The organism is uncultured Paracoccus sp., assembly GCF_945915435.1.
Classification (GTDB): domain Bacteria; phylum Pseudomonadota; class Alphaproteobacteria; order Rhodobacterales; family Rhodobacteraceae; genus Paracoccus.
Genome location: NZ_CAMEFG010000017.1, coordinates 17,993 through 38,144, shown reverse-complemented (window position 1 = coordinate 38,144; position 20,152 = coordinate 17,993). Strand labels below are relative to the sequence as shown.

At 67.2% G+C, this 20,152-nt stretch carries 18 protein-coding genes and 1 other RNA gene; 13 read left to right on the top strand and 6 right to left on the bottom strand.

Going from position 1 to position 20,152, the window contains the following annotated elements:
* Positions 1-3 precede the first annotated feature (3 nt).
* From glcF to Q0O97_RS07665, 3 genes are all read left to right on the top strand, one after another.
* Positions 4-1,320, top strand: a complete 1,317-nt coding sequence (glcF, locus tag Q0O97_RS07675) for a glycolate oxidase subunit GlcF (RefSeq protein WP_294926891.1) — start codon at positions 4-6, stop codon at positions 1,318-1,320.
* 70 nt (positions 1,321-1,390) lie between these two features.
* The gene (locus tag Q0O97_RS07670) at positions 1,391-2,344 is read left to right on the top strand and encodes an aldo/keto reductase (RefSeq protein WP_294926888.1); all 954 of its coding nucleotides are present in this window, start codon (positions 1,391-1,393) and stop codon (positions 2,342-2,344) included.
* A 122-nt stretch (positions 2,345-2,466) separates the two neighbouring features.
* Entirely contained in the window at positions 2,467-3,348 is an 882-nt protein-coding gene (locus Q0O97_RS07665) for a DMT family transporter (RefSeq protein ID WP_294926885.1), read from the top strand.
* Position 3,349: 1 nt separating this feature from the next.
* On the opposite strand, the gene Q0O97_RS07660 is transcribed toward Q0O97_RS07665, so the two are convergent.
* Positions 3,350-3,937, bottom strand: coding sequence for a glutathione S-transferase family protein (locus tag Q0O97_RS07660; RefSeq protein WP_294926882.1), 588 nt, complete (start codon positions 3,935-3,937; stop codon positions 3,350-3,352).
* Between the two features lie 63 nt (positions 3,938-4,000).
* Here Q0O97_RS07660 and Q0O97_RS07655 point away from each other — a divergent pair, with 63 nt between their 5' ends.
* Positions 4,001-4,702, top strand: a complete 702-nt coding sequence (locus tag Q0O97_RS07655; RefSeq protein ID WP_294926880.1) for a YafY family protein — start codon at positions 4,001-4,003, stop codon at positions 4,700-4,702.
* A gap of 9 nt (positions 4,703-4,711) precedes the next feature.
* Here Q0O97_RS07655 and Q0O97_RS07650 read toward each other — a convergent pair whose 3' ends face one another.
* The 5 genes from Q0O97_RS07650 to Q0O97_RS07630 form a co-directional block, all read right to left on the bottom strand.
* Complete coding sequence (locus Q0O97_RS07650; protein ID WP_294926877.1) at positions 4,712-5,977, bottom strand: glutamate-5-semialdehyde dehydrogenase; 1,266 nt, start codon at positions 5,975-5,977, stop codon at positions 4,712-4,714.
* A gap of 82 nt (positions 5,978-6,059) precedes the next feature.
* Positions 6,060-6,414: a transfer-messenger RNA gene (gene ssrA, locus Q0O97_RS07645) on the bottom strand.
* Positions 6,415-6,446: 32 nt separating this feature from the next.
* Positions 6,447-7,487 (bottom strand): extracellular solute-binding protein, encoded by a 1,041-nt coding sequence (locus Q0O97_RS07640; RefSeq protein WP_294926874.1) that lies wholly within the window; start codon positions 7,485-7,487, stop codon positions 6,447-6,449.
* Positions 7,488-7,571: 84 nt separating this feature from the next.
* A complete protein-coding gene (gene metA / locus Q0O97_RS07635) occupies positions 7,572-8,495 on the bottom strand; it encodes a homoserine O-succinyltransferase (RefSeq protein WP_294926871.1) in 924 nt (307 codons plus the stop codon).
* Positions 8,495-9,358 (bottom strand): ATPase, encoded by an 864-nt coding sequence (locus Q0O97_RS07630; RefSeq protein ID WP_294926867.1) that lies wholly within the window; start codon positions 9,356-9,358, stop codon positions 8,495-8,497. Before Q0O97_RS07630 ends, metA begins: the two co-directional genes overlap by 1 nt.
* 218 nt (positions 9,359-9,576) lie before the next feature.
* On the opposite strand from Q0O97_RS07630, the gene ftsW reads away from it, so the two are divergent.
* The 9 genes from ftsW (at position 9,577) to ftsZ (ending at position 19,914) form a co-directional block, all read left to right on the top strand.
* The gene (gene ftsW / locus Q0O97_RS07625; RefSeq protein ID WP_294926864.1) at positions 9,577-10,740 is read left to right on the top strand and encodes a putative lipid II flippase FtsW; all 1,164 of its coding nucleotides are present in this window, start codon (positions 9,577-9,579) and stop codon (positions 10,738-10,740) included.
* Positions 10,740-11,828 (top strand): undecaprenyldiphospho-muramoylpentapeptide beta-N-acetylglucosaminyltransferase, encoded by a 1,089-nt coding sequence (murG, locus tag Q0O97_RS07620; protein WP_294926862.1) that lies wholly within the window; start codon positions 10,740-10,742, stop codon positions 11,826-11,828. The genes ftsW and murG overlap by 1 nt, the downstream gene beginning before the upstream one ends.
* Positions 11,825-13,252, top strand: coding sequence for a UDP-N-acetylmuramate--L-alanine ligase (gene murC, locus Q0O97_RS07615; RefSeq protein ID WP_294926860.1), 1,428 nt, complete (start codon positions 11,825-11,827; stop codon positions 13,250-13,252). The genes murG and murC overlap by 4 nt, the downstream gene beginning before the upstream one ends.
* Entirely contained in the window at positions 13,249-13,536 is a 288-nt protein-coding gene (locus Q0O97_RS07610; protein WP_294926858.1) for a DUF2484 family protein, read from the top strand. The genes murC and Q0O97_RS07610 overlap by 4 nt, the downstream gene beginning before the upstream one ends.
* A 181-nt stretch (positions 13,537-13,717) precedes the next feature.
* Complete coding sequence (murB, locus tag Q0O97_RS07605; RefSeq protein WP_294926856.1) at positions 13,718-14,650, top strand: UDP-N-acetylmuramate dehydrogenase; 933 nt, start codon at positions 13,718-13,720, stop codon at positions 14,648-14,650.
* A gap of 142 nt (positions 14,651-14,792) precedes the next feature.
* Positions 14,793-15,716: a D-alanine--D-alanine ligase gene (locus tag Q0O97_RS07600; protein WP_294926854.1), complete on the top strand. Its 924-nt coding sequence runs from the start codon at positions 14,793-14,795 to the stop codon at positions 15,714-15,716.
* Positions 15,704-16,714, top strand: a complete 1,011-nt coding sequence (locus tag Q0O97_RS07595) for a cell division protein FtsQ/DivIB (RefSeq protein ID WP_294926852.1) — start codon at positions 15,704-15,706, stop codon at positions 16,712-16,714. The genes Q0O97_RS07600 and Q0O97_RS07595 overlap by 13 nt, the downstream gene beginning before the upstream one ends.
* A gap of 25 nt (positions 16,715-16,739) precedes the next feature.
* Entirely contained in the window at positions 16,740-18,074 is a 1,335-nt protein-coding gene (gene ftsA / locus Q0O97_RS07590; protein ID WP_294926850.1) for a cell division protein FtsA, read from the top strand.
* Positions 18,075-18,306: 232 nt separating this feature from the next.
* Positions 18,307-19,914, top strand: a complete 1,608-nt coding sequence (ftsZ, locus tag Q0O97_RS07585; RefSeq protein WP_294926848.1) for a cell division protein FtsZ — start codon at positions 18,307-18,309, stop codon at positions 19,912-19,914.
* Positions 19,915-20,152 lie beyond the last annotated feature (238 nt).

Below are 20,152 nucleotides of genomic sequence, written 5' to 3'. Positions count from 1 at the left end.
AAGATGCAGACGACATTCACCGAACAGCAACTGGCCGACCCGGCCATCGCGCGCTCGAACGAGATCCTGAGATCCTGCGTGCATTGCGGCTTTTGCACCGCGACCTGTCCCACCTACAAGGTGCTGGGGGATGAATTGGACAGTCCGCGCGGGCGGATCTACCTGATCAAGGACATGCTGGAAAACAGCAAGGTGCCGGATGCGAAAACCGTGCAGCATATCGACCGCTGCCTGTCCTGCCTGTCGTGCATGACGACCTGTCCCTCGGGCGTGCATTACATGCACCTGGTCGATCACGCCCGCGAATATATCGAGCAGAACTATCGCCGCCGCTGGGACGAACGTGCGCTGCGCTGGCTCTTGGCGCGGATCCTGCCTTATCCGGGGCGCTTCCGGCTGGCGCTGCTTGGCGCGCGGATCGCGCGGCCCTTTCGCAGGCTGGTCCCCGATGCGCGGCTGCGCGCGATGCTGGACATGGCGCCGCCCCGCCTGCCCGCGCCCAGCCGGAACGACACGCCGCAAAGCTTTGCCGCCAAGGCCCCGCGCCGCAAGCGGGTGGCGCTGCTGGTCGGTTGCGCGCAGCGGGCGCTGAACACCGACATCAACGACGCCACCATCCGCCTTCTGCGCCGCCACGGCTGCGAGGTGGTGATTCCGCAGGGCCTTGGCTGCTGCGGCGCGCTGACCCATCACATGGGCCGCACCGATGACAGCCACGCGATGGCCGCCGCCAATATCCGCGCGCTGGCGGCCGAGATCGACGGGCAGGGGCTGGACGCGGTGGTCATCAACACCTCGGGCTGCGGAACGACGGTCAAGGATTACGGGCATATGTTCGCAAACGACCCGCTGGCCGCCGACGCCGCGCGGGTGGCTGCGCTGGCGCGCGACATCACCGAACTGATGGCCGAGATCGGCTTGCAGGACGCGACCCATGCCGAACCCCTGCGCGTCGCCTATCACTCGGCCTGTTCGCTGCAACATGGCCAGCAGGTCCGCGCGGCCCCCAAGGATCTGCTGAAAGACGCGGGCTTTACCGTGGTCGAACCCAAGGACAGCCATATCTGTTGCGGATCGGCGGGCACCTACAACCTGATGCAGCCCGAAATCTCGGCCGAGTTGAAACGCCGCAAGGTCGCCACGCTGGAGGCCATCGCCCCGCAGGTCATCAGCGCGGGCAACATCGGCTGCATGATGCAGATCGGATCGGGCACCGGCACCCCGGTCGTCCACACCGCCGAACTGCTGGACTGGGCCACCGGCGGGCCGCGGCCGCAGGCCCTTGGAACGGCGGGCTTGCAGCCGGGCGGCCTGACGTAGCAGTATCGGGAACGGCCCGCGCCGATCCGTCAGGCGGCGACGGCGCCCAACCGGATGCAAGGGGGGAAAGATGCAGAAACGTGCGCTTGGCAGGACCGGCCTTGAAATCGCGCCGATCGTCTTTGGCGGCAACGTCCTTGGCTGGACCATCGACGAGGAAACCAGCTTTCGCGTGCTGGATGCCTTCGTCGATCACGGCTTTGATGCCATCGACACCGCCGATTGCTATTCGGCTTGGGTCCCCGGCAACAAGGGCGGCGAATCCGAGACGGTCATCGGCAGATGGCTGAAGGCCCGCCCCGGCCTGCGCGACAGGCTGGTGATCTTTACCAAGATCGGCATGGACATGGGCCAGCCCGGCCAGACGGGCCTGTCGGAACGCTGGATCATGGAGGGGGTCGAGAACTCGCTTTCCCGGCTGGGGATCGAGCGGATCGACCTCTATTTCTCGCATCGCTTCGACCGCGAGACCCCGGTCGAGGAAACGCTACGGGCCTATGACAAGCTGGTCCGGGCGGGCAAGATCGGTGCCATCGGCGCGTCCAACCACGATGCGGACCAGCTTGGCCGCGCCTTGCAGATCGCGCGCGACGAAGGGCTGCCCGCCTATCAGGTCGTGCAGCCCGAATACAACCTGCACGACCGCGCGGGCTATGAGGGCGAGTTGCGCGATTTCTGCATCCGCGAAGGGCTGGGGGTCGTGACCTATTACAGCCTGGCCTCGGGGTTTCTGACGGGCAAATACCGCTCGGCCGAGGATCTGGGCAAATCGGTGCGCGGGCAGGGGGTGGCGCGATACCTGACGCCGCGCGGACAAGCCATCCTGGATGCGCTGGACCGGGTGGCGCGCGATCATTCGGTGAAACCGGCCGAGGTCGCGCTGGCCTGGCTGATCCAGCGCAAGGGGGTGACGGCGCCCATCGCCTCGGCGACCAGCGTGGCGCAGGTGGAAAGCTTTGCCCGCGCTGCAAGCCTGATGATGAACCACGGCGATATCGACGCGCTGGACGCGGCGGGCGCCTGACGGGGCGGCGTTCCTTGCAAGGGTGCCTTGCGAATCCGGCAGGGGACGGCGCGGCATTTCCGGGTTAGACAGCGCGCCTGCCTGACCCCGTTCAGGACCCGGTCCGCCCAAGGAAATGCCCCATGACCAGCACCATCGCGACGCGCGGCGTTCTTCTGGGCTTTGCCGCCTTCGCGGTGTTCGCCTTCAGCGATGCCAGCGTGAAGCTGATCGACGGGCGGGTGCCGCCCATCGAATCCGCCTTTTTCGGTGCGCTTTTCGCCTTTTGCCTCTTGCCCTTCGTGGTCGAGAAGGGGGACCGCTGGCAGGATATCTTCGCGACCCGCAACCACGCGCTGTGGCTTTTGCGGTTCTTTTCATATCCGGTCGGGGTCATCGGCAGCGTCACCGCCTTCACCCATCTGACGATGGCCGAGGCCTTCGTGCTGATCTTCCTGCAACCGGCTTTCGTGACCATCATCTCGACCCTGTTTCTGAACGAACAGGTCGGCACCCGGCGGTGGGGGGCGGTCCTGATCGGTTTTCTGGGCGTGCTGATCGTGCTGCGGCCCGGTTTTCGCGAATTGAGCATCGGCCATCTGGGCGCTCTGGTGGCAGGGCTTTGCGGCGGGCTGTCGGTCGTCATCTATCGCGTGGCCGGAAACGACGACAAGCGGCTGTCGCTGTTCGGCGCGGGGATGCTGGGCGCGGTGCTGATCTGCGGGCTGGCGATGCTGCGCGACTTTCACTGGCCCGCCGCGCAGGACTGGGTGCTGCTGGCGGGCTACGGGCTGATGGCGGCGCTGGCGAACCTGCTGCTGATGCATGCCGCCCTGCGCGCGCCCGCCGCCTGGGTCAGCCCGACGCAATACAGCCAGATGATCTGGGCCATCGTGCTGGATTACCTGCTGTTCAGCGAGATCCTGGACATGCCGATGTTCGTAGGGATCCTGTTCATCACCGTTTCGGGGATGATGACGCTGATGCGCGAACTGGACGGGCAGGTCGGGGAAATCTCTTGCTGATCTATACGCCCGCGGTCTCGTGGACGGCGGGGCGATCCATGCAGCGTTCCACCCACGCCTTGATCGCGGGCGTGGCGGGCATCTGATCGCCGAACCACGCGAAGGGTCCCGCGCAAAGCAGATCGGCGGCGCTGTAATCGTCGCCCAGCAGGTAGGGCTGCCGTGTCAGCGCCTCGTCCAGACGCCGGATCGCCGTGTCGTAATCGCGCAGCGAATCCTTGATCGCGGGATGGTCCACCCCGGCCCAGCCGAGGATGGCCACCGGCTCGAATACGCCCTGATACCATGTCAGCCATGACAGGAAGCGGCCGCGCTGCGGATCGCCGACCGCGCGTCCCAGCCCGGCGCGCGGGAAGCGGTCGGTCAGATAGAGGACGATGGCCGCCCGTTCGCGCACGAAATCCTCGCCCTCGGTCAGATAGGGCACCTTGCCTTCGGGATGCGGATTGGCCGGATCGGTCCCGCCCGAACCGTCCGAGCGCGGAATCGTGACCTCGACCGTCCTGACCTGATCGGCGACGCCGAGTTCGTGGATCAACTGGTTGATGCTGGTCGAGCGGCTGTTCGGTGCGTGATAGAATGTCAGCATGACTTGCCTCCTTGCATTGCCAGCCCCGACTCTGGCACGGGGGTGCTGACAAAAGGTGACAGGATGGCCCGGACCGACCGGCTGATGCGTCTGATGGACCTGCTGCGCCGCCTGCCCGCGCCGGTCACGGCTATGCGGCTGGCGGCGGAAACCGGCGTTTCGCCGCGCCAGCTTTACCGCGACATCGCCACCCTGCGCGCGGGCGGCGCCCTGATCGACGGCGAGGCGGGGCTGGGCTATACGCTGACCGAAGACCCGGCCCTGCCACCGCAAAGTTTCTCGCGGCTGGAGATCGAGGCTTTGCTGCTGGCCGTGCAGGCCCTCGACCGGATCGGCGACGGCGAGATGGTCGAGGCGGGGCGCGCGGCCCTTGCCCGCATCGTCGCGACCCTGCCCGGGCACCAGTCGCAGCAGGCGCTGCACGCGATCACGCACAGCTTCGGCCCGCCGCCCGAACGCGATCCGCCGCAGGTCGATCTGGCGATCCTGCGCGATGCCTGCTGGAACGAACAAGCGGTGCGGATCGGCTATACCGATCTTGGGGGTGCGGTCTCGCGGCGCGTCATCTGGCCGCTCGGCCTGTCCTATACCGACCGCTCGCTGATGCTTCTGGCGATGTGCCGCTTGCGGATGGATTTCCGGGTCTTTCACGTCAACCGCATCCACGCGCTTGCGCCCGCGGGCGAAAGCTTCCGCCCGCGCCGCGCCGCGCTGATGCGCGATTACCGGCGGTCGCGGGCGCGGCATGGAAAAGGCGGGGGCTGACGGGCGGGCCTATACCCGCGTGGTGCCGTCGCCGGTGACCAGATATTTGAAGCTGGTCAGTTGCTCGGCCCCGACCGGGCCGCGCGCGTGCATCTTGCCGGTGGCGATGCCGATCTCGCCGCCCATGCCGAACTCTCCCCCGTCGGCGAATTGGGTCGAGGCGTTGCGCATCAGGATCGCGCTGTCCAGCCGCTTGAAGAACCGCTCGGCGGTGGCGTCGTTTTCGGTCAGGATCGCCTCGGTATGGCCCGAGCCGTGGCGGCGGATATGCGCGATCGCCTCGTCCACGCCATCGACCAGGCGGGCGGCGATGATCATGTCCAGGAACTCGCACCCGAAATCCTCGGGATGGGCGGGGGTGGTGCCGGGGATGCGGGCAAGCTCGCCCTCGGCCCGGACTTCGACACCGGCCTTCAGCAGGTCCTCGATCAGCACGGGGCCGTGTTTGGTATAGAACTGCCAGTCGATCAGCAGCGTTTCCGCCGCGCCGCAGATGCCGGTGCGCCGCGTCTTGGCGTTCAGCATCACGCGCCGCGCCTTTTCCAGGTCGGCGTCGCGGTCGGCGTAGATATGGCAGACCCCTTCAAGGTGGGAAAAGACGGGCACCCGCGCCTCGGCCTGCACGCGCCCGACAAGGCCCTTGCCGCCGCGCGGAATGATGACGTCGATCAGCCCCTGCGCGCGCAGCATCGCATCGACCACGGCGCGGTCGCGGGTCGGCACCATCTGGATAGCGGTCTCGGGCAGGCCCGCCTCGCGCAGGCCCTGCACCATGCAGGCATGGATCGCAGCCGATGAGTTCAGGCTGTCCGACCCCCCCCGCAGGATCACCGCATTGCCTGCCTTCAGCGCCAGCGCGGCGGCATCGGCGGTGACGTTCGGGCGGCTTTCATAGATCACGCCGATCACGCCAAGCGGGGTCGCGACGCGCTGGATGTGCAGCCCGTTGGGGCGGTCCCATTCGGCCAGCACCCGGCCCACCGGATCGGCCTGTTCGGCGATGGCGCGCAGCCCGTCGGCAATGGCGCGGATGCGGGTGCTGTCCAGCGTCAGCCGGTCGATCATCGCGGGCGAGAGGCCCTTTTCCTCGGCGTAGACCAGATCTTCGGCATTGGCGTCCAGAATCCTGCCCTCGGCGGCCTGCATCGCATGGGCGGCGCCGATCAGTGCGGCGTGCTTGCGCTCGGCCCCGGTTTCGGCCAGCACGGCGGCGGCCTCGCGCGCCTGCGCGCCCATATCCGCGATCAGCGCATCGGCATCCCGATTGTCGTTCATGGCGATCCCCATTCGTTTGCGCACCCCGAATAGCCAAGATTTCCCGTGACGGGAATAGACCGGGCCGCGATTTGGGGGAGAAGGTGCAGGATTCTGTTGCAAGGCTCCTGCGGGCCCCGCCTTACGCTGCTAAGCGCAAGGAGTTAGGTTTCGGTTACCCGAGCTGCTTACGCAGCCAGAGCGACCGGAGCACGGTTGTCGTTGGCAACTGTACAATTTGCACCGATATCGGTGGTAGCTCACCGGGACAAAGCAAACATCTTTAGACGTTCGTCGATCCTGTTTCGGCCCCATGTTCCCCCAACGAAGGCGATCTGGTGGAGCCGCCGGGTACCGCCCCCGGGTCCGATCCGCTTATTACATGCGCGTTTATGTCCATAGTCCGGGCGAACCCGAACAATCCGAATATAGGGCCGGGCGGGCGGCGTGACAAGGGGTTGCCGCCCCATGCCCCCGCCCGCAGGCCGGATCAGAAACCGGCCTTGATCCGCTCGAACTCGGCAAGCTGGCGTTCGCGTTGGGCGGGGTCGTTGGGGGTTTGCGCCAGAACCGGGGCGTCGATGTCGGACAGGCCCAGTTGCACGGCGGGTTCGTCGGCGATCGTTTCCATCGCCACGGTCGAGGTATGGCCGTAGCCGATGGTGTCGAGCAGGCCCTTGGCCGAGCGCGGCTCCATCCAGGCGTTGATGAAGTCATAGGTCTTGTCTTCGCTGCCGGGGCCGTTCTTCAGGTTCACGAAGCCGCAGAAGAAGGTCGATGAACCTTCCGCCGGCTCGCGCTGGAAGCCCACCGGATAGCCGTCGTTCTGAAGGATCGACAGGACGTCGTTCCACGACCATGTGACGTCCACCGCGCCCGAGGCCATCAGTTGCGCCTGTTCCGCCGGATCGGCCCAATAGGCGACGACGTTCTGATGCGCCTCGCGCAGCCAGTCGGCGGCGGCCTGGAACTGTTCTTCGGTCACGTCCTCCCAGTCGGTGGTGCCGGTCGCCAGATAGGCCAGCGCCCAGACATCGTCCGAACTGTCGGGCAGCGAGGTGCGGCCCTGATATTTCGGATCGACGAAGACCTGCAACGTCGCCACGTCCTCGACCGGGACGGTGTCGGTGTTGTAGGCGATGGCGGCGGCGCCCCAATCGACGGGGATATACCAGACGCCTTCGCTGTCGCGGAAGATCTCGGAATCCAGGAAACGCTCGTCGATGCTGTCGAAGGCGGGGATGCGGCTGGTGTCCCACGGCTCGATCAGCCCGGCGTCGCGGTATTTCGACACCATCTGCGAACAGGGATGCGCCACATCGGCGCGAAAGCCCGAGGCGAGTTTCTGGAACGCCTCGTCGTCGTCGCCGTAGAAGGCGAAGCTGGGGCCTTGGCCGTGCTGCTCGATATAGCCGCGGAAGATGTCGGGTTCCTCGAAACCGGCCCAGTCGAAGACGGTCAGTTCCGGGTCGGCGGCAAGGGCCGCGGCGGGCAGGGCGATCATGATGGCGGTCGAGCGCAGAAGGGACATGGCGGGTGCTTTCTCAACGGGGGCTTCCTGCCGGACGCTACCCGCGCGCGGGCCGTCCGGCAAGCGGCTTCGCGTCTTGTCCGCTCAGGTTCCGATCTTGGCCATGTCGTAATGGGTGGTCTGGTAGATCTCGTTGATCCAGTTGCCGTAAAGCAGATGGGCGTGGCTGCGCCAGCGGTTCGTGGGCGTGCGCGCGGGATCGTCGTCGGGGTAGTAGTTCACCGGCACGCTGATCGGCTTGCCCGCCGCCACGTCGCGGTCGTATTCGTCCTTCAGCGTCGTGCTGTCGTATTCGAAGTGGTTGAAGACATAAAGCGCGCGGTGGCCCGCGTCCTCGACCAGGCAAGGCCCGGCCTGTTTCGAGGCGATCAGCGTGGTCAGGCCGGGGATGGCGTCCACCTCGGGCTGGCGCACCTCGGTCCAGCGGCTGACGGGCACCAGCACGTCGTCGGAAAAGCCGCGCAGATAGTGGCTGGAGGGCGCGAGATTGTCGTGCCGGAAGCAGCCGAACAGCTTTTCCGTCAGCATGTGCTTGGGCAGGCCGTTGAAATGCCAGGCCATCGCCATGCCGCCCCAGCAGACGCCGAAGGTGGAATGGACGTGGGTCTGCGTCCAGTCGAAGACGCGGCGCAATTCGTCCCAATAGGTGACCTGCTCGAAGGGCAGGTGTTCGACCGGGGCGCCGGTGATGAGCAGGCCGTCGAATTTCTCGCCCGTCGCCTCGACCTCGCGGAAGGTGCGGTAGAAGGCGGCCATGTGATCGGCGGCGGTGTTGCGGCTTTCGTGATCGCTCATGCGGATCAGGTGAAAGTCGATCTGCAGGGGCGTCGCGCCGATCAGCCGGGCAAACTGGTTCTCGGTCTGGATCTTTTTCGGCATCAGGTTCAGCAAACCGATGCGCAGGGGCCGGATGTCCTGCTGGGCTGCCCGGCCCGGCGACATGACCATGACGCCTTCGTTCGACAGGATATCGAAGGCGGGCAGGTCGTTCGGCAGGGTGATGGGCATCAGCTTTCCTTTCTGTCTATGGCCCTTGCGATCAGCCGGATCAGCGCGTCCGGCGTCCCGATTTCGGCAACCTCGCTGGCCAGCAGCGTGACGCCGCGCCGGGCCATCGCCTGGTAGCGCGGCTGGCGGTGGGCCAGCGCGCGGGCATAGGTCCAGCGGATGAAGTCGTCGGGGTTGACCTGCTCTTCGGTCAAGCCGTTTTCGACGCGGTAATCGGTCCAGGCCCGTTCCAGGAATTCGGGCTGGTAATACATCGGCTTGGGCGCGCGGTCGAAGCGGCGCACCAGTTCCGCGGTATGTTCGTCCGATCCCTTGATCCAGACCAGCAGCAGGTCCTGTTCCAGCGCATCCAGCACGGGATCGCTTTCGGCGAACGGGTCTACCACCTCGCAGATCGAGCCGCCTGAATCGCAGACGAAATGCTCGATCCCGTAAAGCTCCCGCGCGCGCTGGATGAAGTGGCGCGTGTCCAGAAGCGCCGAGATCTCGGCGGCGCGGTGCTGGTTCTGGCGGCGCATGTATTCGCGAAAGGGCAGGCCCCCGCGCGTGATGCTGCCGGGCTTGCCCAGGTAGGTGGACAGCGGCGCCAGGTTCTCGAACGTGATGTTGCTGGCGATATAGACCGAATCCGACATCAGCAATTCGCGCAGGAAGGGGACCTTCATCGCCTCGCGCTTGAAGTTGTCGGCGATCAACTCGCCCATGTAGCGGGTGCCGATGCGGTAGTCGATGGAATAGTGGAACCAGTCGCCCGACTGGCGCAGCATGGTCGCAAGATAGGTCTTGCCAAGGCCCGACATGCCGAAGAACAGCACGCGGCGGCGCGGGCTTTCCAGCCATGCCTTTCCGGTTTCGTAGATCATCCCGCCCGTTCCTTCACCACGATGCGCCCTTGTCGCCGCGATAGGTAATCCGCCCGCGCGCCAGTTGGAAGGGGCAAGCCCGCGCCGGGCGCCGCGCAAACGTGATCGCAAAAGCGCCGCCGATCGCAAATCGGCGGTAGCGCGGTGCGCGCAATCGCGCTATGATCCCCGACAGACCCGGAAAACGGGCAATGCAGAGGCAGTGACGGCGGTATTCCATGACAGAGATGGTCTTCGGGGCCACGCCTGTTCGGGTGGGCGATCCTATTCTTCCGCGCTGGTGGCGGACCGTGGACAGATGGGCGCTGGCCTGCGTGCTTGGCCTGTTCGGCATGGGGCTGCTGCTGGCGCTGGCCGCCTCGGTGCCGCTGGCCGAAAGGCACAACCTGCCGCAGTTCTACTATGTCAGCCGCCAGCTTTTCTTCGGCGGCGTGGCGCTGGCGGTGATGCTGGTCATCTCGACCTTCTCGCCGCGCAATGTCCGCAGGCTGGGGGTGCTGGGCTTTGCCGCGGCGATGCTGGCCCTGCTGGCGCTGCCCTTCATCGGAACGGATTTCGGCAAGGGCGCGGTGCGCTGGCTCAGCTTCGGCTTCGCCTCGGTCCAGCCGTCCGAGTTCCTCAAGCCCGGCTTCGTCGCGATCTGCGCATGGTTCCTTGCCTCGGCGGATGAGATCGGGGGACCGCCGGGCCGGTTCTATTCCTTTGTCCTTGCGGTTTTCGTGGTCGTCCTGCTGGCCTTGCAGCCCGATTTCGGGCAGGCCGCGCTGGTGCTGTTTTCGTGGTGCGTGATGTATTTCATCGCCGGTGCGCCGATGACGCTGCTGCTGACCGTGCTTGGCATCGCCGCGATGGGCGGGATCTTCGCCTATGGCGCGTCCGAGCATTTCGCCCGCCGCATCGACGGCTTCCTGACCGCCGAGGTCGATCCGCGCACCCAGCTTGGCTATGCCGCCAATGCCATCCAGGAAGGCGGCTTCTTCGGCGTCGGCGTGGGCGAGGGGACCGTGAAATGGTCGCTGCCCGACGCGCATACCGATTTCATCATCGCCGTCGCGGCCGAGGAATACGGGCTGATCATGGTGCTGGTGATCATCGCGCTTTACTGCACCATCGTCTTTCGTTCGCTGACGCGGCTTCTGCGCGAACGCGATCCCTTCACCCGGATCGCGGGGACGGGGCTGGCCTGCGCCTTTGGCGTGCAGGCGCTGATCAACATGGGCGTGGCCGTGCGGCTTCTGCCCGCCAAGGGGATGACGCTGCCCTTCGTCAGCTATGGCGGCTCGTCGGTGATCGCCTCGGGGATCGCGGTGGGGATGCTGCTGGCGCTGACCCGCTCGCGTCCGCAAGGCGATATCGGCGACATCCTGGGACGGGGCCGCTGATGCCCGTGCCGCTTTGCATCATCGCCGCCGGGGGGACCGGCGGGCACATGTTTCCCGCCCAGGCCCTGGCCGAGGAGCTGCTGGCGCGCGGCTGGCGCGTCAAGCTGTCCACCGACGAACGCGGCGCGCGCTATGCGGGCGCCTTCCCGCCCGAGGTCGCGCGCGAGGTCGTCCAGTCCGCCACCACCGCACGCGGCGGCGTGGCCGCGCGGCTGGTGCTGCCCTTGCGCATCGCCTCGGGCGTGCTGACGGCCAGGGGGGCGATGAAGGCCGACCGGCCCGCCGTCGTGGTGGGCTTCGGCGGCTATCCCACGATCCCGGCAATGGCGGCCGCGGTGGCACTGGGCATCCCGCGCATGATCCATGAACAGAACGGCGTGATGGGCCGCGTCAACCGGGCCTTTGCGCGGCGGGTCGATCTGGTCGCCTGCGGCATCTGGCCCACCGACGCGCCGGACGGCGTGCGCAGCGTCCATACCGGCAACCCGATCCGCGCCGCCGTCGCCGCGCAGGCCGCCGCACCCTATGTCCCACCCGGACCCGACGGCGCGCTGAACCTGCTGGTCATCGGCGGCAGCCAGGGCGCACGCATCCTGTCCGACACCGTTCCCGCCGCCGTCACCGGCCTGCCCGACGAATTGCGTGCCCGGCTGCGCGTCAGCCATCAGGCCCGCCCTGAGGATGCCGAGCGCGTCGCCGCCACCTATGCCGATGCGGGCATCATGGCCGAGGTGCGCCCCTTCTTCGACGACGTTCCGCAGCGTCTGGCCGATTGCCAGATGGTGATCAGCCGCGCGGGCGCCTCGTCCATCGCGGATATCACGGCGGTGGGCCGCCCCGCGATCCTCATTCCCTATGCCGCCGCGACGGGCGATCACCAAAGCGCCAACGCCCGTGCGCTGTCGGATGCCAATGCCGCGATCGTGCTGCCCGAATCCATCCTTGACGAAACCAGCCTCAGGCGCGACATCCGTGCGATCCTGTCCGATGACGGACGCGCAAGCCAGATGGCCGCCAGCGCGCTTTCGCTGGGCCGCCCCGATGCAGCGGCCACCCTTGCAGATCTAGTGACGGAACTGACCCGATGAACGCAGCGACCAAACTTCCCGGCGAACTCGGCCCGATCCATTTCATCGGCATCGGCGGCATCGGCATGTCCGGCATCGCCGAGGTGCTGATGACGCTGGGCTACGACGTGCAGGGGTCGGATGCGAAACGCTCGAAGATCACCGACCGGCTGGAAAGCCTGGGCGCCCGCATCTTCGAGGGCCAGCGCGCCGAGAATATCGGCGAGGCGGGGGTGGTCGTCATCTCGACCGCGATCAGGAAGGGCAACCCCGAACTGGAGGAAGCCCGCCGCCGCGGCCTGCCCGTCGTGCGCCGCGCCGAGATGCTGGCCGAACTGATGCGGCTGAAATCCAATGTGGCCATCGCGGGCACCCACGGCAAGACCACGACCACGACGATGGTGGCGACGCTCCTGGATGCGGGCGGGCTGGACCCCACCGTGATCAACGGCGGCGTGATCCACGCCTATGGCTCCAACGCGCGCGCCGGTGCGGGCGAGTGGATGGTGGTCGAGGCGGATGAAAGCGACGGCTCCTTCAACCGCCTGCCTGCGACCATCGCCATCGTGACCAATATCGACCCCGAACATATGGAGCATTGGGGTTCCTTCGATGCGCTGCGCAAGGGGTTTTACGATTTCGTCTCGGGGATCCCCTTCTACGGGCTGGCGGTCTGCTGCACCGACCACCCCGAGGTGCAGGCGCTGGTCGGCCGGCTGACAGACCGCCGCGTGACGACCTTCGGCTTCAACGCGCAGGCCGACGTGCGCGCGATCAACCTGCGCTATGAAAACGGCGTGGCGCATTTCGACATCGCCCTGCAAGGCGAAGCCGAACTGAACGACGGCGAAGTGCCCCTGATCGAAGGCTGCACCCTGCCCATGCCGGGGGACCACAACGTCTCGAACGCGCTTTCCGCCGTGGCGGTGGCCCGCCACCTGGGCATGAAGCGGTCCGAGATCCGCGAGGCGCTGGCGAAATTCGCGGGCGTCGGGCGGCGCTTCACCCGCGTGGGCGAGGTGGACGGCGTCACCATCATCGACGATTACGGCCACCACCCGGTCGAGATCGCGGCGGTGCTGAAAGCGGCCCGGCAAGCCACGAAAGGCCGCGTCATCGCGGTGCATCAGCCGCATCGCTATTCGCGGCTGGCAAGTCTCTTCGACGATTTCTGCACCTGCTTCAACGAGGCCGATGTCGTCGCCATCGCCGAGGTCTATGGCGCAGGCGAAGACCCCATCCCCGGCGCATCGCGCGACGACCTGGTGGCCGGGCTGATCGCCCACGGCCACCGCCACGCCCGCGCGGTGATCAGCGAGGACGACCTTGCCCGGCTGGTGCGCGAACAGGCGCGGCCCGGCGACATGGTGGTCTGCCTTGGCGCGGGGACGATCTCGGCATGGGCCAACAACCTGCCCGCGCGCCTGCAAGAGGCCGCCGCATGACCGCGCTGGCCACGCATCCCTTTGCCACGGTCACGCTGATCGCGCTGGCCTGGGGGCTGCTGGCCTGCCTGCTTCCCTTCGCGCGCGGCTGGCAGGTGCCGCTGTTCTGGGCGCTGGTGGCGATGGGCGTGCCGATGCTTGGCTGGCTGACCTATGTCATGGGACCGGGCGCCGGCGTCGCGGGGTTTCTGCTGGGGATGGGGCTGTTGAACTGGCCGCCCATGTCGCCCCGCCGCAAGCACCGGCCCGCCCGCCCCGGCGCCCCGCCCACCGCCGCCGAATAAGACGGGCCTGCTGCCCGGCGCGGCGCAGCAACTTGCTGCGATTGCGCCGCTGGCAAGGCCGGATTGGGTATTTGGGTGATGAAGAAAGCGAATTCTCTATCACATAAATACCCATGCGGCGCGGCGGAGGGGCGGCGGGATGGCTCTTCTGGTCCGGGGCATGCTTTGATATGAGATGTGCATGAATGATGGAATTCCGACACCTCGCGGTGCATTGACCGCCGACCGCCCGCTTGCGGACCTGACCTGGCTGCGGGTGGGCGGACCTGCCGATTGGCTGTTTCAGCCTGCCGATGTGGCCGATCTGGCCGATTTCCTGCACGGCCTGGACCCAGCGATCGCGGTGTTTCCGATCGGGGTCGGGTCGAACCTGATCGTGCGCGACGGTGGGATGCGCGGCGTCGTCATCCGGCTGGGGCGGGGCTTCAACGGCATTGCCTTCGACGGTGATCGTGTGATCGCCGGGGCGGCGGCGCTGGATGCGCATGTCGCGCGCAAGGCTGCCGAACAGGGGTTGGACCTGACCTTCCTTCGCACCATTCCCGGCGCGATAGGCGGGGCGGTTCGGATGAATGCGGGATGCTATGGCTCCTATGTCGCCGACCATCTGGTCGAGGCGCGGGCCGTCACCCGCGACGGGCGCGAGGTCGTGCTGGCGCCGGGCGATCTGCGCCTTGCCTATCGCCATTCGGAATTGCCCGATGGCTGGGTGCTGACCCAGGCCACCTTCCGCGCCGAACGTGGCGATCCGGCCGCGCTGGCCGCGAAGATGGCCGATCAGCTTGCCCGCCGTGATGCCAGCCAGCCGACGAAAGAGCGCACGGCGGGATCGACCTTCCGCAATCCGGCGGGGTTTTCCTCGACCGGGCGCGCCGATGACAGCCATGAGTTGAAGGCGTGGAGCCTGATCGACGCCGCCGGTTTGCGCGGCCATCGGCTTGGCGGCGCGCAGATGAGCGAGAAGCATCCCAACTTCCTGCTGAACACCGGCGCGGCCACCGCCGCCGACCTTGAGGCGCTTGGCGAGCTGGTCCGCGAAAAGGTCCGCCAGACCAGCGGCCACCTGCTGCAATGGGAGGTGATTCGCGTCGGTGAGCCGGCCCTTGCCGGTTAATCCTTTTTTCGGAAATAGGCCTTTCTTGCCAGACTCTTTGGCGCTACACTTGCCCAATCGGGTCAGGATCGCGGAACGAACCGCGGCCGGTTGCCCGGAAGAAGATTGAAAAGCCCTGGAAAACAGGGGTGAAAGGCGAAACGTGGCGGGCAGGTCGAGCAGGACGGCCCCGAAAGTCGCAGTCTTGATGGGAGGGTTCTCGGCCGAGCGCGAGGTATCCCTGTCGTCCGGGCGCGAGTGCGCGAATGCGCTGCGGCAGGCGGGCTATGAGGTCGTGGAAATCGACGCGGGCAGGGATCTTGCCCTGCGGCTGGCCGAATTGCGCCCGGATGTCTGCTTCAATGCCCTGCATGGCCGTTTCGGCGAGGATGGCCGCGTTCAGGGCCTGCTGGAATGGATGGGCATCCCATATACGCATTCGGGCCTGCTGGCCTCGGCGCTGGCGATGGACAAGACCCGCGCCAAGCAGATCTATCGCGAGGCGGGCCTGCCGATCGTCGAAAGCGTCGTCGTCGCCCGCGATGCCGCGCGCACCGCGCACCCCTTGACGCCGCCCTATGTGGTCAAGCCCAATGACGAGGGGTCCTCGGTCGGGGTCTATATCGTGCAGGAGGGGGCGAACGGTCCCGCGCAGCTTTCCGATGAGATGCCCGATCAGGTCATGGTCGAGACCTATGTGCCGGGGCGCGAACTGACCACCACCGTCATGGGCGATCGCGCGCTGGCGGTGACCGAGATCGTGACCGACGGCTGGTATGACTATGCCGCGAAATATACGGCGGGCGGATCGCGCCATGTCGTCCCTGCGGATATTCCGGCCGAGATCGCGGCGGCCTGTCTGGATTATGCCCTGCGCGCCCATCGCGCGCTTGGCTGCCGGGGCGTGTCGCGCACCGATTTCCGCTGGGACGAGCCGCGCGGGCTGGCGGGGCTGTTCCTGCTGGAAACCAATACGCAGCCGGGCATGACGCCGACCTCGCTCGTGCCCGAGCAGGCGGCGGTCCTGGGAATGGGCTTTGCCGATCTGTGCCGCTGGATGGTGGAGGACGCGCTATGCACGGCCTGACCCCCGAACGCCATGAGCCGCAAGGCTGGGTCCGGCACGAGCCGCCTTCGCGCGTGGCCCCTGCGCGTCCCGCGCCGCCGCCTCAGCGCCGCGCGGCACCGCGCGATCCGGCGCCCTCGCGGCTGGCCTATCGCCTGCATCGGCTGTGGCTGACGCCCATCATCCGCAAGCTGACCCGCGTGGGGCTGCCTGCCTTCCTGATCGCGCTGACCGCCGGGATCTGGCTGTCGGACGAGACCCGGCGCGCCCAGATCTCGGGCGGGTTGACCGGGTTGATCGAAAGCATCCAGAACCGCGACGAATTCATGGTGCGCATGATGACGATCGAGGGCGCCTCGCCCGCCGTCGATCGCGGCTTGCGGGCGATGCTGCCGGTCAGCCTGCCCGCTTCCAGCTTCGACATCGACCTTGAGGAGTTGCGCGCGCGCCTGCTGCGGCTGGATGCGGTCGAATCGGTCGAGTTGCGCATCCGTCCCGGCGGCATCCTGTCGGCGGTGGTGACCGAGCGGGTGCCGGTGGTACTGTGGCGCCATGCGCGCGGGGTCGAGTTGCTGGACAAGACGGGGCACCGCGTCGCCTCGGCCACGTCGCGCGATGTGCGGCCCGACCTGCCCATCATCTCGGGCGAGGGTGCCGACCGCGCCGCGCCCGAGGCGCTGCTGCTGATCGACGCGGCGGGGCCGGTCCTGCCGCGCGTGCGGGGGCTGGTGCGCGTGGGCGAACGGCGTTGGGACCTGGTGCTGGATCGCGGCCAGCGTATCATGCTGCCCGCCGAAAATCCCTTGCCCGCGCTTGAACGCATCCTGGCCAAGGATCGGATCAACGACGTTCTGGGGCGCGACGTGCGCATCGTCGATCTGCGGCAATCCGATCAGGCGCGGGTGCGGCTTGGCATCGACGCGCAGAACGCGATCCGCCGGGTGCGCGGCCAGCCGGAACTGGGACCGGATGGCGCGCCCATCCAGCAGGCGGCGGCAACGGCAAGAAACAACGGATAAGCAGAAAAGACGTTCGGGGGCAGACATGAGGGATCTTTACCAAGGCCAGCGCGCCATGCGGAACATGCGCCGCCAGGCGATGCAGCGGGGCGTGATCGCGGTTCTGGACATCGGCACGTCCAAGATCGCCTGCCTGATCCTGCAATTCGACGGGCCGGGGGTGTTTCGCGAAACCGACGGCGTCGGGCCGATGGCGGGGCAGTCGAATTTCCGCGTGATCGGCGCGGCGACCACCCGCTCGCGCGGGGTGCGCTATGGCGAGATCGAGACCATGCCCGAGACCGAGCGCGCCATCCGCACCGTCGTCCAGTCCGCGCAGAAGATCGCCGGGGTGCGGGTCGATCACGTCATCGCCTGCATCTCGGGCGCGCGGCCCGCGTCCTACGGGCTGGCGGGCGAGATCGCGCTGGAAGCGGGCAGGGTCACCGAGGAGGACGTGGCCCGCGTGCTGGCGTCCTGCGACGTTCCCGATTTCGGGCGCGGTCGCGAGGTGCTGCATGCGCAGCCGGTGAATTTCGCGGTAGACAACCGTTCCGGGCTGATGGACCCGCGCGAGCATTCGGGCAACCGGCTGGCCTGCGACATGCATGTGCTGACCATTGACGGCGATGCGGCGGGCAACCTGGTCAGCTGCATCCGGCGCTGCGACCTGGAACTGGCCGGGGTCGCCTCGGCCTCCTATGTCAGCGGGCTTGCCTCGCTGGTCGAGGACGAGCAGGAACTGGGTTCGGCCTGCATCGATCTTGGCGGCGGCGTGACGGGGGTGTCGATCTTCATCCGCAAGCACATGATCTTTGCCGACGCGGTCCGGCTTGGCGGCGACACGATCACGACCGACATCGCCAAGGGCCTGCGCACCAGCCACGCCGTCGCCGAGCGGATCAAGACCCTGCACGGCGGGCTTGAGGCCACCGGGCGCGACGACCGCGAGCTGATCGAGCTTGGCGGCGACACCGGCGATTGGGAAACCGATCGCCGCAGCGTCAGCCGCGCCGACCTGATCGGCATCATGCGCCCCCGCGTCGAGGAAATCCTGGAAGAGGTGCGCGGCATCCTGGATGCGGCCGGCTTCGACTACCTGCCAAGCCGCCAGATCGTGCTGACCGGCGGCGGCAGCCAGATTCCGGGGCTGGACACGCTGGCCGCGCGGATGCTGGGCCAGAACGTGCGCATCGGGCGCCCGCTGCGGGTGCAGGGGCTGGCCCATTCGGCGACCGCGCCGGGCTTTGCCAGCGCCATCGGGCTGGCGCTGCTGAGCGCGCATCCGCAAGACGAATGGTGGGACTTCGAGATGCCCGCCGAACGCTATCCGGCGCGCAGCCTGCGCCGGGCCTATGAATGGTTCCGCAAGAACTGGTAGTTACGCCGGAACCTGCCTCGTGACATGGTGCGGGCTTGCCCCACCATATAGGGGGCTATGGGCAACATACCGCCGAAACGACCCGGCCCACACGCAATATTTTGTGGCTGAACCGTGTTTTTCGGGTGACGTTTGGTCGTCGGATCGGTTAGGTTGGACGGAATACGGGGGATTCGTCCGGGGCCTCTGGCACCCGGTGGAGCAGACAAAGGCATACGAGGGCACACGAGCAATGAGTCTCAATCTGATGCTGAATGACGAGCAGGAACTTAGGCCGCGCATCACCGTTTTCGGTGTCGGCGGGGCCGGTGGCAACGCGGTCAACAACATGATCGAGAAGCATCTCGAAGGGGTCGAGTTCGTCGTTGCCAACACCGACGCGCAGGCGCTGGCACAGTCCAGTTCGACGCAGCGCGTCCAGCTTGGGCCGACCGTGACCGAGGGGCTGGGCGCAGGCGCCAAGCCCTCGATCGGGGCCAAGGCCGCCGAGGAAACGATCGAGGATATCGTCGATCACCTGATGGGCGCGCATATGTGCTTCATCACCGCCGGGATGGGCGGCGGCACCGGCACCGGCGCCGCGCCGATCATCGCGCAGGCCGCGCGTGAGATGGGCATCCTGACCGTCGGCGTCGTCACCAAACCCTTCCAGTTCGAAGGCACCAAGCGCATGCGCCAGGCCGACGAAGGCATCGAGGTGCTGCAACGGGTCGTCGATACGCTGATCGTCATCCCCAACCAGAACCTGTTCCGCCTGGCCAACGAAAAGACCACCTTCACCGAAGCCTTCCAGATGGCCGACGACGTGCTGTATCAGGGGGTCAAGGGCGTGACCGACCTGATGGTCCGCCCCGGCCTGATCAACCTGGACTTCGCGGATGTCCGCGCCGTGATGGACGAAATGGGCAAGGCGATGATGGGCGCGGGCGAAGCCTCGGGCGAGAACCGCGCGATCCAGGCCGCCGAGAAGGCCATCGCCAATCCGCTTCTGGACGAAATCAGCCTGCACGGCGCCAAGGGCGTGCTGATCAACATCACCGGCGGCTACGACCTGACCCTGTTCGAAATGGACGAGGCGGCCGAGAAGGTCCGCGAAAAGGTGGATGCCGATGCCAATATCATCGTCGGCTCGACGCTGGACCCGGACATGGAAGGCACGATCCGCGTTTCGGTCGTCGCGACCGGGATCGACGCAGCGGCTGCCGAGGCCGACCTGCCGCGCCGCGGCCTGCGCGAGCCGCTGACCCAGACCCCGCCGATCACGCAGCAGGCGACCCCGACCCGGCAGGACGACGACCTGCCGCCTCCGCGCCGCAGCGCGCCGCTGACCGCCGAGGCTTCGCACGATCCGGCCCCCGCGCCGCGCGCCGAGGCTGCCGACGACCTGCCGCCCCCGGCCTACAATCCGGCCCCGCGCGGCACGGCCATCGACCCGCTGGTCGCCGATGCAGCCGATTTCACCGCGCCGCAGCGTCCGCAGCCCGGCCAGCCCTCGCGCCAGGTGCTGGACCGTCTGGACAATGCCGTCCGCAACGATCCGACGCGCCCGCGCCAGCAGCCGCAACAGGCCCAGCAACCCGCGCCGCAGCCGGCGCAGCCCCAACGTGGTGGTGGTGCCGCTGGCCGCATGGCGGGCCTTGGCCGCATGATCGAACGCATGGCGGGCGGCAGCTCGTCCGAGCAGAAACCGGCGGCCAGTTCCATCGCCGAACGGGTGTCGGAACGGGTGGCAAGCCGCCAGCGTAGTGGCTTTGATGCCGGTTTCGAGGATCTGGCAAGCCCCGACAGCAACGATGAGCGGAGCGAAATCCCCGCCTTCCTGCGCCGCCAGGCCAATTAGGCGCGGTCACAAAACTGAAACCTGTCGAGCAGGACAGAGGCCCGTTCAGGGCCTCTTTTTTATTCCGTTTCAGGGGGTTGCCGCCGATTTTCCCATATTGTTGCGAAACCCGGCGGGAATGTTTCAAAGCGACACAATTCGTTAATTGAGCGCCGCGCCGGTCGTGCCTAACTGGAATGCAGGGCAAGGCGACCGATTCCCCGGCGCCCGCCTGCAAGATCAAGAGGCAGGCTTCATA

Bases quoted from the DNA above. Each gene is read 5' to 3' on its own strand.
- Q0O97_RS07660 (WP_294926882.1), bottom strand. From the start codon at position 3,937: ATGCTGACATTCTATCACGCACCGAACAGCCGCTCGACCAGCATCAAC.
- murC (WP_294926860.1), top strand. From the start codon at position 11,825: ATGAACGCAGCGACCAAACTTCCCGGCGAACTCGGCCCGATCCATTTC.
- murB (WP_294926856.1), top strand. From the start codon at position 13,718: ATGAATGATGGAATTCCGACACCTCGCGGTGCATTGACCGCCGACCGC.
- Q0O97_RS07650 (WP_294926877.1), bottom strand. From the start codon at position 5,977: ATGAACGACAATCGGGATGCCGATGCGCTGATCGCGGATATGGGCGCG.
- ftsZ (WP_294926848.1), top strand. From the start codon at position 18,307: ATGAGTCTCAATCTGATGCTGAATGACGAGCAGGAACTTAGGCCGCGC.
- Q0O97_RS07655 (WP_294926880.1), top strand. From the start codon at position 4,001: ATGGCCCGGACCGACCGGCTGATGCGTCTGATGGACCTGCTGCGCCGC.
- ftsW (WP_294926864.1), top strand. From the start codon at position 9,577: ATGACAGAGATGGTCTTCGGGGCCACGCCTGTTCGGGTGGGCGATCCT.
- Q0O97_RS07665 (WP_294926885.1), top strand. From the start codon at position 2,467: ATGACCAGCACCATCGCGACGCGCGGCGTTCTTCTGGGCTTTGCCGCC.
- murG (WP_294926862.1), top strand. From the start codon at position 10,740: ATGCCCGTGCCGCTTTGCATCATCGCCGCCGGGGGGACCGGCGGGCAC.
- Q0O97_RS07595 (WP_294926852.1), top strand. From the start codon at position 15,704: ATGCACGGCCTGACCCCCGAACGCCATGAGCCGCAAGGCTGGGTCCGG.
- Q0O97_RS07640 (WP_294926874.1), bottom strand. From the start codon at position 7,487: ATGTCCCTTCTGCGCTCGACCGCCATCATGATCGCCCTGCCCGCCGCG.
- Q0O97_RS07610 (WP_294926858.1), top strand. From the start codon at position 13,249: ATGACCGCGCTGGCCACGCATCCCTTTGCCACGGTCACGCTGATCGCG.
- Q0O97_RS07670 (WP_294926888.1), top strand. From the start codon at position 1,391: ATGCAGAAACGTGCGCTTGGCAGGACCGGCCTTGAAATCGCGCCGATC.
- Q0O97_RS07630 (WP_294926867.1), bottom strand. From the start codon at position 9,358: ATGATCTACGAAACCGGAAAGGCATGGCTGGAAAGCCCGCGCCGCCGC.
- glcF (WP_294926891.1), top strand. From the start codon at position 4: ATGCAGACGACATTCACCGAACAGCAACTGGCCGACCCGGCCATCGCG.
- metA (WP_294926871.1), bottom strand. From the start codon at position 8,495: ATGCCCATCACCCTGCCGAACGACCTGCCCGCCTTCGATATCCTGTCG.
- ftsA (WP_294926850.1), top strand. From the start codon at position 16,740: ATGAGGGATCTTTACCAAGGCCAGCGCGCCATGCGGAACATGCGCCGC.